A 14,383-nucleotide genomic window follows, 5' to 3' on the forward strand; every position below is an offset into this window, starting at 1 on the left:
ATCTGGTTTTTTATTCTGTTTTAAGCGGCGTTTTTTGCATCAAGCATAAGTGATCAAGATCTCGTTTTTAATGGCGATAAAAAATAAACCGTAAAAAAAGGTTGTTAATTTGTATAAGTTATGTTTTTTTAAATACAGACAACAAATAAACACATCACTAAATTAATTGATAGGTAACCCATGATCATCACTACTCTACTACAAGGTCTACGACTAACAGCGCACATCGCTGCTGTGGTTGTCGTGCGTGTGGTGGTGGTCGTCGGCAAAGCGCCGTAACGGGTCCGAATCAACACAGTTTCGCAACCCCGCCGGCGCACAAACCGGGCGGGGTTTTTTATTCTAACCTGCCCATAGAGTCCGGCCTAAAATGAAGGACAGAGAAAAATGGGTGCATCACAAGAAAATGCCGCAGGAAGAACCTTTACTGGCGCGCAATTAATCGTTTATTTACTGGAACGGCAAGGCATTACAACGGTTGCAGGGATCCCCGGCGGTGCCGCTTTACCTTTGTATGATGCATTGAGCCAAAGCAAATCTATTCGCCATATTCTTACTCGTCATGAACAAGGTGCTGGTTTTATTGCTCAAGGTATTGCAAGAACCAATGGTAAGCCCGCGGTGTGTATTGCTTCTAGCGGTCCTGGTGCAACTAACTTAGTCACGGCTATTGCCGATGCTAAGCTTGATTCAATTCCTCTCGTTTGTATAACAGGGCAGGTTTCTTCTGCAATGATTGGTACTGATGCCTTTCAGGAAGTTGATACTTATGGCATGTCCATTCCTATTACTAAACATAACTATTTAGTGCGTGATATCGCTGAGTTGCCAGAAATTATTTGTGATGCGTTTCGTTTAGCAATGTCAGGCAGACCCGGTCCTGTATGGGTTGACGTACCTAAAGATATTCAACAAGCCACAATCAGTTTTGATAGTTTGCCACCTATTCCTCAACAGGATCCTGTACCTGCGTTTAACACAGATTTGGTTATTCAAGCCGCTCAAATGATCAACCAAGCTAAAAATCCTGTGTTATACCTTGGTGGTGGCATTATTAGTGCACAAGCGTGTAAAGAAGCAATTGAGCTTGCAGAGAAAAATAACCTTCCTACGACCATGACCTTAATGGGATTGGGATTAATGCCGCCTTCTCATCCACTCTATTTAGGTATGTTGGGAATGCACGCTGCGCGTAGCACAAACTTTGTGTTAGAAGAGTCTGATTTATTGATTGTTTTAGGGGCTCGCTTTGATGATCGGGCAATTGGTAAGGCTGAGAAGTTTTGCTCTAATGCCAAAATTATTCATGTAGATATTGATAGAGCTGAAATTAGCAAAATCAAAAAACCCGATATTGCTATCCACGCTGATGCTAAATCAGTTTTATCTCTGCTGTTACCACTTATCAATAACAACAAACGTAGCGAATGGGTAGAGCGTGTAAATACATTGAAACAAGAGTATCCACTGGAGATGAAAAACTCAGAAAACATTCTCAGTGGTTACGGCATTGTTTTAGCTGCGGCTAAGTGTGTTGATGATGAAGCGATTATTACCACTGATGTTGGTCAACACCAAATGTGGGTTGCGCAAGCGTATCCGTTAAATCGACCTCGACAATGGTTAACATCAGGGGGATTAGGTACCATGGGATTTGGTCTGCCAGCGGCAATTGGTGCTGCATTAGCAGAGCCTAATAAGAAGATCCTCTGCTTTTCTGGTGATGGCAGTATTATGATGAATATCCAAGAGCTGGCAACGGCAGCTGAACACCAATTGGATATTAAGATTATCTTGATAAATAATCAGGCATTAGGTTTGGTTCATCAGCAGCAAACACTCTTTTTTGATGAGCGTATTTATGCAGCTGCTTATCCTTATCAAACCGATTTTATTCGTATTGCTCAAGGATTTGGATTGGATACTTGTGATTTAAACCAAGAGGCAGATCCACAAGCGGCACTGCAAGCTGCGATAGATAAACCGGGTCCTTGTTTAATTCATGTAATGATTGATATTCACCAAAAAGTATTTCCAATGGTTCCGCCTGGTGCGGCAAATACCGATATGATAGGAGCTTAATTTATGTCACAACAATCACAACCTATCGCGTTAGAGTTAATTGTTCGCAACCATCCTGGTGTGATGACTCATATCTGTGGATTATTTGCCCGTCGTGCATTTAACGTTGATGGCATTCTCTGTTTGCCAATGAAAAATAGCGATAAAAGCCGTATTTGGCTATTAGTACAAAAAGATGACCGTTTAATGCAGATGGTAAGCCAAGTTGAAAAACTAGAAGATGTTAAAGAAGTGCGATTTAGCGATGATTTGCGTGTATTTGAGCAGATGGAAAGCTATTTAAATTAAGCTTAAATTTACTGAAGACGCTAGGTTCTATTTCTTAAATTACATAGAAATAGAACCTTATTTTTTATCATCGAGTTTAAGGACGATGATGATAGTGCTGTTGATTTGGGCTAGACATAATCACGGAGGCTCGCATATGTCCTTCAACACAGATATAAGAGTGCGGTGCATTACCATGAAATGCGTAAAAATCGCCAGTCTCTAATAATACTGTTTCATCATTGGCAAAACGCATCATTAATTTTCCGGAATAGACCATAATATGCTCTTGAGTACCATCGGCATGAGCAGGGCTATTAATAATTGCGCCATGTTTCATTTCAATATGCCAAATTTCGGTAATATTACCGATACCAATACGGAATTTAAATTCCTGAGCATAATCACCAACAATGGGTTTATGTCGTTCTAAGCGAGGATACTCTTCTCGTGTAAAACTAAACAGATCACCTAAAGGAAAGCCAAGCGCTATCGCAATAGCTTCTAGTGTGTCTATTCTAGGATTAGAATCGCCAGATTCTAATTTTGACAATGCCGCCTTGGATATTCCCGATTTTCTTGATAACTCATTAAGTGACAAATTTCGGGATTGTCTTAACTGTTTGACTTTATTACCAAGGTATTCATTGGTTTTCTTTGGGGGTTGTGGGTTCATTGCCAATTCAAAATTTCATCAGTTTAAAAGTGTTATTCGCATTAGATAATAACACTAATTAGCCACATTCGGGAAAATGAGACTCTGTTTCTACTGTATTTTGTGAATAGTCTTATGCCATCTGTTCGATTTTAAGTTACTCAGCTAATATCTAGCGATAAATGATAATTATTCAAGGTTAACGATGATTGAATTACTCTCTTGGACAGACATCGCGGTGTGTCTTTTTACTCTATTTTTTGCTTACATCATTTTTGGCATGGCAGGCTTTGGTTCAGCATTAATTGCAGGACCTGTGTTAGCACTCTATTTACCATTATCAATGATAGTGCCTTTACTGGCATTAATTGACTTAACCGCGGCTATTATTAATGTGTTAAGAGATGGCAAACAAGCGGACTTTAAAGAGATCCGTTATCTTATTCCCTTAATTATTATCGGTAGCTTAGTTGGGGCAACGATCCTATTAACAACACGCCCAGATTTACTTTCGCTTTTATTAGGTCTATTTGCAGCGTGTTATGCGTTGTACGCTTTATGTTGGAAAAAGAAAGAGAGTCATTTTTCTCAGCGCTTAGTTTATCCTTTTGGATTAATTGGTGGCGTATTTAGTGCGCTTTTTGGTAGTGGCGGATTTTTATATGCCATCTATTTATCAGGTCGAATTGAAGATAAAAATACATTCCGCATTACTCAAACAACGTTAATAGGCTTTAGTACGCTAACGCGAGTGGTTATTTTCCTTTTTGCTGGTATCTATTGGCAATTAGAAATAGTTAAATTGGCGCTTATTTTTTTACCTGCAATGATAGCGGGTGTTTGGTTAGGTCGGCATTTCACTTTGCGTATGTCTAAAGCGCGATTTATGAGTGTGATTTACGCTATTGTTTTAGTGTCTGGTTCGGTATTGATTTATCGTTACTTCGCTTAAGATTAAAGCGAGTTATTTTGTAAACGAGAATATTGTGAAAGTGAGCGATCTTATCTCTATGAGTTAAGATCTTTCGCTAATTTCTTGCCACTTTTAAGCATGTTTATCTATTTCTAATCCCCTATAATACGACAATATTTTATTTAACCGACTTTCCTTTTATAAAGAGGTTTCTACCGTCAGTAGAAACAAAATAATATGTCCCATCCAAATTATCGCCAATCTGAAATCTTTGCGATAACAACTATTACGGTAAGCATTGGCGTTATCGGTATTGTTATCGGATTAACTATTCCTATGGTGGCATTACGCCTTAATTTAGCCGGGATTAGTGAATCCATTATTGGACTTATTTCGGCAGCTCCCGCTATTGGGATGTTGATTATTTCACCTTTTGCTCGGCGCATTGTGCAATGGTTTGGTAAACGTTTTGCAATGTTATTGGCGACAATTATATCTGCTATCAGTTTATTGCCTTTAATGAGTACATTGCCACTTGAATGGCTATTTCCTTTGCGACTTATTACGGGTGTTGCTAGCGGAGTGATGATCTGTTTGGGTGAAACGTGGATTAACGAGCTTTCACCTGATAACAAAAGAGGGCGTATTTTAGCGGTATATACAACTGTGTTTACCATTAGCCAACTATTAGGCCCTTCTATTATTGCGCTTTATGGTGTAGCAGATAAAACGCCAATCTTAATTAGTGTCTTTATTCATATTATCTCTATTGTTCTATTTTTAATGATGGATCAGAAAAAAGGCGACAAATTACCGACCAATACAGAAGAGCCTAACTTTTCTATTTTCCGCTTTGTCAAAGTAGCGCCGGCTATTTGTGGTGGTATTTTATTTTTCGCTTTTTTTGATGGCACTGTGTTATCGATGTTTCCTATTTATGGTTTAAGTCTTGGACATACCGAAGCAATCGCCGCCATGATGATTAGTGCAATTCTTGCTGGCGATGCCATTATGCAAATGCCATTCGGTTGGCTTGCTGACCATATGAATAGGACTCGGTTATATCGTATTTGTGGCGTTATCACACTGCTCTCTAGTTTGTTGCTGCCTATTACAATGTCTCATCCTATTTTAATCTGGCCACTTCTATTAGTGCTTGGTGCGACTGCTGGGGCGATTTATACCATTGCGTTAGTGCAAATTGGACAATATTTTTCTGGTAACGATTTAATGGTAGCAAATGCTTCTGCCGCAATGCTATGGGGGATTGGTAATCTTTCAGGGCCGTTATTAGCAGGTGCGATGTCTGAAATATCATCATCATCTTTGCCTTTTTTACTTGTGGTGATGACAGGATTATTTTTAATTTCTACCTTAGAACGTTTTAATGTAAATGTTGATGCTTTAAACAAGAGCACTTCATCATGAAATACGCTATTTAATCGATCGATTTTTAATCGCTAGTAGTCTTATTTTTTCACTTACTTAAAGCAAGCAGCAACATACTGGTTTTAAGTAGGTGATATACAACTCAATCTTATCTTTTCTCTCTTGGCTAAATTGTTTCTCTCTATTTTTTCTCTTTCTGAAAATTTATTTTCTATCCATTTGTTTTTTATGAAATGAATATGATTATCGTTTATAGCTACGTTATTTAACTTAGTTTATTAGGAATAATCTAGAAATATTAATATTGAATAGGAAATTGTTTGCTAAAAACAGTCAGACTCAACTAACGTTATAGTAGAACATGAGCGTTTTTTAAGCAGAGGAACAATGAATACTGAAGTAACTAATCGCCAAGCTAGGGAAATGTAGACAAAGTCGTAAAAAAATAACAGTAGATTAATTGGTTAATTAAATTTAACTATTAAGTAATGATATATTAAAAAAGTAATCAATAATGAAAAGTGAAATTTAGAGGGGCGTAGGTAACTACACTCCTCTTTTGTTTTTTATCTGTGTTGAACTGCCTTTTTATGACATTTTTATTAAAAAAGCATTTTTTTGCTTGATTGTTACCCTAAATTCACCAGATAATCGTTTGCGTCAAATTCTATCACTTTATCCACGCTGAAAAACAAACGTTTGCGCCCAAATCTCCTCTACTGATTTTTACTCATTAAGAGGATATTGTTATTTATACGTAATCGTTTTCGTCTTGATGGGTAGTGAACCGTATTTATGCCAGAGGAATGTAATGTCCGCTAATCAATCAGCAGCAACAGGTAAACTAGATAACTATTTTAAACTTACCGCAAGAGGAACCACGGTTCGTAAAGAGATGATCGCAGGTTTAACGACATTTCTTGCCATGGTGTACTCCGTTATTGTCGTTCCTAGTATGTTAGGACAAGCCGGTTTTCCACATACCGCAGTGTTTATTGCAACCTGTTTGGTTGCAGGTTTGGGTTCGCTGTTAATGGGTCTATGGGCTAATTTACCAATGGCAATAGGCTGTGCGATTTCGTTAACAGCATTCACTGCTTTTAGCCTTGTATTAGGACAAAATATTTCGGTGCCGGTTGCTTTGGGTGCTGTATTTTTAATGGGGTGCTTGTTTACATTATTTTCTTTAACTGGCATTCGAACTTGGATATTAAAAAATATTCCAACAGGTATCGCACATGGTGCAGGTATTGGTATCGGATTATTTTTACTTTTAATTGCTGCCAACAGTGTTGGATTGGTAATCAAAAACCCATTTGAAGGGCTGCCTGTTGCGATGGGCGAATTTACTTCATTTTCCGTTTTAATGTCTGTTGGTGGGCTCGCGGCTATTTTTGGTCTAGAAAAGCGCAAAGTTCCTGGTGGCGTATTATTGGTGATTATCGCTATTTCTATTATTGGGCTTATTTTTGATCCTAATGTGAAGTATCAAGGCGTGTTTAAAATGCCTCAATTAGGTGAAGATGGACTCTCTTTACTATTTGCTATGGATATTAAAGGTGCTTTACAGCCATTGGTATTACCCAGTGTTTTAGCATTAGTGATGACGGCAATTTTTGATGCAACAGGAACAATTCGTGCTGTTGCTGGTCAAGCAAACTTACTTGATAAACGCGGACAAATTATTAATGGTGGCAAAGCACTTACCTCAGACTCGGTGAGTAGTATTTTTGCGGGTGTGATTGGTGCTGCACCTGCTGCGGTTTATGTTGAATCCGCAGCAGGAACTGCCGCTGGTGGTAAAACAGGATTAACGGCAACCGTTGTGGGAATTCTATTTTTACTGATCCTCTTTTTATCACCGCTCTCTTATTTAGTACCCGCTTATGCAACAGCACCTGCTTTAATGTATGTGGGATTATTAATGTTAGGAAACGTCACTAAACTCGATTTTGGTGATTTTGTTGATGCAATGTCAGGTATGGTTTGTGCCGTATTTATTGTACTTACTTGCAATATTGTAACGGGCATTATGTTAGGTTTTGGTTGTTTAGTTATTGGCAGAGTATTTGCTGGCGAATGGCGTAAACTTAATATTGGTACGGTATTAATTACTATTGCATTAGTGGCATTTTATGCGGGTCACTGGGCAATTTAATTTAAATAATCAGGTTTAATAACAAAAGGCGGAATATATCTTTATTCCGCCTTTTTGCTATTTATTTATCTACTTTTATTCGCTATTGTCAAAATTCAGGCTGGTTATTAATTTTTTGGTAGAATATATGCAAGAAATAAAAATACGACATAGCGAACCCGAAGATGCTGGTGCAATACAGCAATTATATTTGCACCCAGATCTGTATATATGTACTTGTCAGTTTCCTTATCCTTCAGTCACAATGTGGAAAAAAAGACTTCTTGAGTTTGCAGAAAAGGGCATTCCTAACTTTGTTGCGACTATTGATGAACAAGTCGCTGGTCATTTAGCTTTGATCCTTGATTCACATCCTCGACGTCGACATATCGTCAGCTTTGGTATTGGTGTGGGTGCCGAATATTCAGGAAAAGGTGTTGGGAAATTATTAATTAACACAGCTATTGATTACGCTTTTAATTGGTTAGCGGCGACTCGATTAGAGTTAGAAGTTTATTCAGATAATGAAAGAGGGCTGAATCTCTATAAAAAATTTGGCTTTGAGGTTGAAGGTACTCGCCGAAATGCTGCATTTAGAGATGGCAAATATTGTGATGTTGTGATGATGGCACGTTTAAAACAGATTGAAGCATAAGTTAATACTCCATTTTTATAACTATTTTTCATAAATATCATTTTTCATCATCGTTTTTTTCTAACTACTGTATATTTTACGTTTTTATACTCTCTATTACATTGATAGAACAAAAAATAGGAATAAAAACGTACTCTTTCTTTTTCATATGCCGTTAATAAAAGTGTGTTTATCTCTTAAAAGATGAGTTCGTTCTATCAAAGTACGATTAATCTTAATTTTAAATGATTACTCATGGGTTAAAGGAGAATCAGTTTAAAATAAGAAAAGGTAAAGAATAGGCATAGTGCTTAGAGTTTTCAGCACGAGTGTTCTTTATCATCTAGACAATCTAGCAGGGGTTCTTTTCATCTAGTGTGAAGATAGCAGTTTTCAGGGTAAAAATGGGCATGTAAGGGTAACATGGAAATTTTCTTTACTATTTTAATTTTAATACTGGTGGTTTCAGTTTCGGGTGTAATTACAAAAGTTATTCCTTTACGTATTCCGTTACCATTAATACAGATTGTTATCGGGGCTTTATTGGCATGGCCTCAGTTTGGTTTACATGTCACATTTGATCCTGAATTATTTCTCGTTCTATTAATTCCACCACTATTATTTGTTGATGGTTGGAAAACTCCAACGCGTGAATTTATCCAAAATGGGCGAGAGATTTTTATTCTGGTGCTTGTGCTTGTTATGGTTACCGTTGTGGGAATTGGTTATCTTATTTACTGGATGATGCCAAGTATTCCACTTATTTCTGCTTTCGCCCTTGCTGCGGTTCTTTCGCCAACCGATGCGGTGGCACTTTCTTCTATTGTGGGGAAAGGACGAATACCTAAACGTATAATGGGTATTTTGGAAGGTGAAGCGTTAATGAATGACGCTTCTGGTCTGGTTGCTTTAAAATTTGCCGTTGCAGTCGCAATGGGCACCATGGTGTTTACTGTTGGTGGTGCAACCCTTGAATTCTTTAAAGTTGCTGGTGGGGGATTACTCGCTGGTATCGGTGTTACCCTTATTTATAGTAAATCATTAAGATTAATGAGTCGTTGGAGTGGGGATGATCCTGCTACGCAAATTGTCTTTATGTTATTACTGCCTTTTGCTTCTTACTTAATTGCTGAGCATATTGGTTTTTCAGGTATTCTTGCCGCAGTTGCCGCAGGTATGACTATCAGTAAATCAGGTGTTATTCGTAATGCCCCCCTTGCGATGCGTTTACGTGCTGATAGCGTTTGGTCAATGTTAGAATTTGTGTTCAATGGCCTTGTGTTTATTATGCTGGGGCTACAGCTTCCAGTCATTTGGACAAGTTCTGTTATTCAGGCTGATTTAGATCCAGAAGTTGAAGTCTGGATGCTGTTTGCTGCGGTATTTGTGATCTATTTTGCACTGCTGATTTTGCGTTTTACTTGGTTATGGCTGATGAAGAAAATAAGCCGTATCTTTATGAAAAAGCATCCTCTAGATTTTTCTAATTATACAACGCGAGAATTGTGGTTATCTTCTTTTGCAGGGGTTCGTGGTGCGATCACATTAGCGGGTGCGCTCTCTATTCCACTGTTTTTAACCGATGGCAGTACCTTCCCTGGGCGTTATCAAATTATCTTTATCGCAGCAGGGGTTATTTTGCTCTCTATTTTGGTGGGTATTATCTCGTTACCGTTTTTACTCAAAGGAATACAAGCGACAGATAAAGAAGCGGATAAAAACGAAGTGCGTTATGCCCGAAAAGTGATGGCAGAAGTAGCAATTGTTAGCCTTAATAAAATGGAAGAACGTTTAGCCGCCAGCACAGAAGAGCAGTTAGATGCTGAAGAAATTAATGAAGTTGCATCACGAGTGACAGGATATTTAAGACGACGAACCGCGACTCAAGATGAGATGGTTCATAATATGTTAGAGGAAGATCTCGAAAGACGTTTTCGCCTAACTGCATTACGAGCTGAACGTGGTGAGCTTTATCATTTACGTGCAACGAGAAAAATCAGTAATGAAACCCTTCAATTATTGCTTCATGAGCTGGATTTAATGGAAGCATTGTTAGTAGAGAAAGATAATTAATTATGTGGCTGCTTGTTATTACAACACTCTTATGGGCAGCTTCTTTCAGCCTGATCGGTGAATATCTTGCTGGTCAGGTTGATAGTTGGCTTTCCGTTCTTATTCGCGTCTCTTTAGCTGCTTTAGTCTTTTTGCCGTTTTTACGTTGGAAAGGCATTAAACCTAAAGTCATTCTGCTCTATATGAGCGTGGGAGCCTGTCAGTTAGGCATTATGTATTTATTTGTTTTCCATGCTTATAACTACTTAACTGTTGCCGAATTCTTACTTTTCACTGTATTAACTCCGCTTTATGTCACACTAATCTACGACTTATTAGAGCGTCAACGATTACGTTGGGGTTATGTATTTAGCTCACTTCTTGCTGTATTAGGTGCCGCAATTATTCGTTATGACCATTTGAGTGATGATTTTTGGTATGGATTGTTATTAGTCCAGCTTGCTAATATTTTCTTTGCTATCGGACAAGTGGGTTATAAACGACTAATGGAGATACATCCTCTTCCACAGCATCATGCATTTTCATGGTTTTATCTGGGTGCCGTTGCAGTTTCACTGATTGGTGCATTGTGTTTTGCTGATTGGCAGAAGATGCCAACAACATCACTACAGTGGGGCGTTTTACTCTGGTTGGGAATAGGTGCTTCTGGAATAGGCTATTTCATGTGGAACTATGGTGCTACACAAGTGGATGCTGGAACCCTTGCTATTATGAATAACATGATGGTCCCAGCAGGATTATTAGTGAATTTCTCTATTTGGCAGCAGCATCCAAATTGGCCTAGTTTTATCATAGGCGCGAGCTTGATAGTGGCATCTCTTTGGATACACCGGCGTTGGATCCACCGACCTGTTTCACAAAAGGAAGGCTGTTAATCGCATGCTGACACGCTGAGCGTATAAATTCACGAATTGCCGGTTGATGCTGCTCTCCTGCTCGGTTTGCTGCATATAATCGGCTCCATAATCCTTCGCCTAATGTTTTTGTTACCACTAATCCTTGTTTCTCAAAATTCTCTACCGCCCAATGTGGCAGTGCCGCAATTCCCATTCCAGCTGCAACCATTTGTATTAACAATAATGTGTTATCAACATGCTTAAAATGTGGGGTAATGCCTGCGGGTTGCAAAAAGTGACGCCATACATCAAAGCGCTCTCTTTGTACCGGATAAATAAACAGCGTTTCAGCAATCAAGTCTTGTGGCTGAATATGCAAGCGATTTGCTAAAGGATGCTCAGGCGAGAGAATAAGTTTTACTTCGTAGTCAAACAGCGGGGTATAGTTTAAACGCGTATTGTCTAAAATATCTGATGTCAGTACCACATCTAACTCTTGTTGTAATAGTGCAGGTTGAGGGTCAAATGTCACACCTGAATGAAAATCAACATTCACTTCTGGCCATGTTTGGCGATATTGCTGTAATGCGGGTGTTAACCATTGAATACAGCTATGGCACTCAATAGCAATATTAAGATTATCACTACCCGGTTCATTACACTCTTCGATAGCTCTGCGCACAATAGGAAGTACTTCTTGCGCTAAACGTAATAACACTTCTCCTTGTGATGTAAAGCGTAGTGGTTGGCTTTTACGCACGAAAATACGATAACCAAGACGATGTTCTAATTCACTAAATTGATGTGAAAGAGCGGATTGGGTTTGATGCAATTGATTGGCTGCATTAGCAAGGGATCCTGTTTGCTCAAGAGCCAATATCGTTTTTAAATGTTTTATTTCTATCATGAGAAACCTTCAGGTTGTTGATGAAAAATTTGCGCTTGTGATTTATACACTACCTGTAGATTATAGAAGTGTAAACATCTAGACGGCTAAAAATAGGATTTTAATTATGACAATTCGCAATCACACACTTGGATTTCCTCGTATCGGCTTAGACAGAGAGCTAAAAAAGGCGCAAGAAAATTATTGGGCAGGTAAAATTTCTCAAGAAGAATTAATAGAGGTTGGCAAAACATTACGTGCTCGCCATTGGCAACAACAAGCAGAAGCGGGTGTTGAATTATTACCTGTGGGTGATTTTGCGTGGTATGACCAAGTATTAGGTACCAGTCTACTATTAGGTAACGTGCCTCCTCGCCATCGTAATCAAGAAGAAAACTTGAGTCTTGATACGTTATTTAGAGTCGCTCGTGGTAGAGCGCCTTCTGGTGAACCTGCTGCGGCATCTGAAATGACGAAATGGTTTAATACTAACTATCACTACATTGTTCCTGAATTCCAGCAAGGGCAATCTTTTACGTTCGCATGGAAAGCGCTATTAGATGAAGTCGATGAAGCACTAGCTTTAGGTCACAAAGTAAAACCTGTTCTACTCGGTCCTGTCACTTATTTGTGGTTAGGCAAAGTTAAAGGTCCTGAGTTCGATAGACTTTCGTTGCTTGCTGATATTTTACCGGTTTATCAGCAAGTACTTGCTGCATTAAAAGAGAAAGGTATTGAGTGGGTACAAATTGATGAACCTGCATTAGTACTTGATTTACCAACAGAGTGGCAAAATGCATATCAAACAGCGTATCAAGCCTTATCAGGACAAGTAAAACTGTTACTGACAACCTATTTCGATGGTATTACTCATCACCTTGATATCATTAAAACATTACCTGTTGACGGGCTTCATGTTGATATTTCAGCGGGTCAAGATGATATTCAACATTTACACCAAACATTGCCTGAAAACTGGGTGCTATCATTAGGTGTGATTAATGGTAGAAACGTATGGAAAGCTGATTTAGCACAGCGTTATCAGCAAGTGATTAGTTTAAAAGGCAAACGCCCATTGTGGATTGGTACATCGTGCTCATTACTGCATAGCCCCATTGATTTAAATGCTGAAACTAAGTTGGATGATGAAGTTAAAAGTTGGTTTTCTTTTGCGATTCAAAAATGTGAAGAGCTTGCTTTACTTACCAAAGCATTAAATGCCCCTGCGGGAGAATATGATAAACAACTAGAACAATATAGTGCGCCTATTCGTCAACGCAAACATTCAGCGCGTGTAAATAATGCGCAAGTTGCAGCACGTTTAAATGCCATTAATGCACAAGATAGTGAAAGAACGTCACCTTATACCGAGCGTGCTAAAGTGCAACGTGCTCGCTTTAATCTGCCATTATGGCCAACAACAACAATCGGTTCATTTCCACAGACAACGGAAATTCGTACTGTCCGTTTAGACTTTAAAAAAGGGCGTATTGATACTGCGGATTATCGCACAAATATCAGCGAACATATTAAGCAAGCTATTGCAGAGCAAGAAAGTCTAGGTCTTGATGTGTTAGTACATGGTGAAGCTGAACGTAATGACATGGTGGAATATTTTGGTGAGCACTTTGATGGATATGTATTTACTCAAAATGGTTGGGTACAAAGTTACGGTTCACGTTGTGTAAAACCCCCGGTTATTATTGGTGATATTAGCCGCCCTGAAGCCATTACGGTTGATTGGGCTACTTATGCTCAAACCTTAACGCAAAAACCAGTAAAAGGGATGCTTACAGGTCCTGTGACTATCTTATGTTGGTCATTCCCTCGTGAAGATGTGAGCCGTGAAACTATCGCAAAACAGATAGCGCTTGCATTACGTGATGAGGTCGATGATTTACAAAAAGCAGGTATTGGCATTATTCAAATCGATGAACCTGCTTTACGTGAAGGATTACCATTGCGTCGTGAAGAGTGGCAAACTTATCTTGATTGGGCTGTTGATGCCTTTAAATTAAGTGCCGCTATTGCTGATGATGAAACCCAAATTCATACCCATATGTGTTATTGCGAGTTCAACGACATTATGGATTCTATCGCTGCATTGGATGCGGATGTTATTACCATTGAAACATCGCGTTCAGATATGGAATTACTTGAAGCCTTTGAGCATTTTGATTATCCAAATGAAATAGGACCAGGTGTTTATGATATTCATTCGCCAAATGTGCCTAATGTAGAGTGGATTATTGCTTTATTAAGAAAAGCGCAATCAAGAATTCCAGCAGAACGTTTGTGGGTAAATCCAGATTGTGGATTAAAAACGCGAGGTTGGTCTGAAACACGTGCGGCATTAGCTAACATGGTGGAAGCGGCTAAATATTTACGTCAAAACGTGTAGTAGGTATTAATTGTTTTATTTAAATGAGCTCACTTTGTCGGATAATCTTGACTATCTAAAAAGTGGGCTTTTTTATTAATCTATATCTAGAAATAATATATTTAGAGAGC

12 protein-coding genes are annotated in these 14,383 nt (G+C 38.7%); 9 read left to right on the forward strand and 3 right to left on the reverse strand.

The window, feature by feature from the left end:
• Nucleotides 1-128: 128 nt before the first annotated feature.
• Nucleotides 129-296, reverse strand: a complete 168-nt coding sequence (locus tag ABN099_RS19080; RefSeq protein WP_432807509.1) for a hypothetical protein — start codon at nt 294-296, stop codon at nt 129-131.
• Nucleotides 297-387: 91 nt separating this feature from the next.
• Here ABN099_RS19080 and ilvB point away from each other — a divergent pair, with 91 nt between their 5' ends.
• The gene (ilvB, locus tag ABN099_RS12090) at nt 388-2,082 is read left to right on the forward strand and encodes an acetolactate synthase large subunit (protein WP_349464037.1); all 1,695 of its coding nucleotides are present in this window, start codon (nt 388-390) and stop codon (nt 2,080-2,082) included.
• Nucleotides 2,083-2,085: 3 nt separating this feature from the next.
• Nucleotides 2,086-2,370: an acetolactate synthase small subunit gene (gene ilvN, locus ABN099_RS12095; RefSeq protein WP_069368073.1), complete on the forward strand. Its 285-nt coding sequence runs from the start codon at nt 2,086-2,088 to the stop codon at nt 2,368-2,370.
• A 76-nt stretch (nt 2,371-2,446) separates the two neighbouring features.
• Here ilvN and ABN099_RS12100 read toward each other — a convergent pair whose 3' ends face one another.
• Nucleotides 2,447-3,025 (reverse strand): helix-turn-helix domain-containing protein, encoded by a 579-nt coding sequence (locus tag ABN099_RS12100; protein WP_349464038.1) that lies wholly within the window; start codon nt 3,023-3,025, stop codon nt 2,447-2,449.
• A gap of 184 nt (nt 3,026-3,209) precedes the next feature.
• Here ABN099_RS12100 and ABN099_RS12105 point away from each other — a divergent pair, with 184 nt between their 5' ends.
• From ABN099_RS12105 to ABN099_RS12130, 6 genes are all read left to right on the forward strand, one after another.
• Nucleotides 3,210-3,956 (forward strand): sulfite exporter TauE/SafE family protein, encoded by a 747-nt coding sequence (locus ABN099_RS12105; protein ID WP_349464039.1) that lies wholly within the window; start codon nt 3,210-3,212, stop codon nt 3,954-3,956.
• A gap of 198 nt (nt 3,957-4,154) precedes the next feature.
• Complete coding sequence (locus tag ABN099_RS12110) at nt 4,155-5,345, forward strand: MFS transporter (protein WP_349464040.1); 1,191 nt, start codon at nt 4,155-4,157, stop codon at nt 5,343-5,345.
• Between the two features lie 772 nt (nt 5,346-6,117).
• Complete coding sequence (locus ABN099_RS12115) at nt 6,118-7,464, forward strand: NCS2 family permease (protein WP_349464042.1); 1,347 nt, start codon at nt 6,118-6,120, stop codon at nt 7,462-7,464.
• Nucleotides 7,465-7,591: 127 nt separating this feature from the next.
• Nucleotides 7,592-8,098 (forward strand): GNAT family N-acetyltransferase, encoded by a 507-nt coding sequence (locus tag ABN099_RS12120; protein ID WP_349464043.1) that lies wholly within the window; start codon nt 7,592-7,594, stop codon nt 8,096-8,098.
• Between the two features lie 402 nt (nt 8,099-8,500).
• Entirely contained in the window at nt 8,501-10,150 is a 1,650-nt protein-coding gene (locus ABN099_RS12125; RefSeq protein ID WP_349464044.1) for a Na+/H+ antiporter, read from the forward strand.
• A gap of 2 nt (nt 10,151-10,152) precedes the next feature.
• A complete protein-coding gene (locus ABN099_RS12130; protein ID WP_349464045.1) occupies nt 10,153-11,025 on the forward strand; it encodes a carboxylate/amino acid/amine transporter in 873 nt (290 codons plus the stop codon).
• Here the strand turns inward: ABN099_RS12130 and metR are convergent.
• The gene (gene metR / locus ABN099_RS12135) at nt 10,940-11,893 is read right to left on the reverse strand and encodes an HTH-type transcriptional regulator MetR (protein WP_349464046.1); all 954 of its coding nucleotides are present in this window, start codon (nt 11,891-11,893) and stop codon (nt 10,940-10,942) included. The genes ABN099_RS12130 and metR overlap by 86 nt on opposite strands.
• Nucleotides 11,894-11,999: 106 nt before the next feature.
• Between metR and metE the strand changes: the two genes are divergently transcribed.
• Nucleotides 12,000-14,273: a 5-methyltetrahydropteroyltriglutamate--homocysteine S-methyltransferase gene (gene metE, locus ABN099_RS12140; RefSeq protein WP_349464047.1), complete on the forward strand. Its 2,274-nt coding sequence runs from the start codon at nt 12,000-12,002 to the stop codon at nt 14,271-14,273.
• Nucleotides 14,274-14,383: the final 110 nt, after the last annotated feature.

It is taken from the genome of Proteus hauseri (assembly GCF_040139125.1).
Classification (GTDB): Bacteria; Pseudomonadota; Gammaproteobacteria; order Enterobacterales; family Enterobacteriaceae; genus Proteus; species Proteus hauseri_B.

Bases quoted from the DNA above. Each gene is read 5' to 3' on its own strand.
- ilvB (WP_349464037.1), top strand. From the start codon at position 388: ATGGGTGCATCACAAGAAAATGCCGCAGGAAGAACCTTTACTGGCGCG.
- ilvN (WP_069368073.1), top strand. From the start codon at position 2,086: ATGTCACAACAATCACAACCTATCGCGTTAGAGTTAATTGTTCGCAAC.
- ABN099_RS12100 (WP_349464038.1), bottom strand. From the start codon at position 3,025: ATGAACCCACAACCCCCAAAGAAAACCAATGAATACCTTGGTAATAAA.
- ABN099_RS12105 (WP_349464039.1), top strand. From the start codon at position 3,210: ATGATTGAATTACTCTCTTGGACAGACATCGCGGTGTGTCTTTTTACT.
- ABN099_RS12110 (WP_349464040.1), top strand. From the start codon at position 4,155: ATGTCCCATCCAAATTATCGCCAATCTGAAATCTTTGCGATAACAACT.
- ABN099_RS12115 (WP_349464042.1), top strand. From the start codon at position 6,118: ATGTCCGCTAATCAATCAGCAGCAACAGGTAAACTAGATAACTATTTT.
- ABN099_RS12120 (WP_349464043.1), top strand. From the start codon at position 7,592: ATGCAAGAAATAAAAATACGACATAGCGAACCCGAAGATGCTGGTGCA.
- ABN099_RS12125 (WP_349464044.1), top strand. From the start codon at position 8,501: ATGGAAATTTTCTTTACTATTTTAATTTTAATACTGGTGGTTTCAGTT.
- ABN099_RS12130 (WP_349464045.1), top strand. From the start codon at position 10,153: ATGTGGCTGCTTGTTATTACAACACTCTTATGGGCAGCTTCTTTCAGC.
- metR (WP_349464046.1), bottom strand. From the start codon at position 11,893: ATGATAGAAATAAAACATTTAAAAACGATATTGGCTCTTGAGCAAACA.
- metE (WP_349464047.1), top strand. From the start codon at position 12,000: ATGACAATTCGCAATCACACACTTGGATTTCCTCGTATCGGCTTAGAC.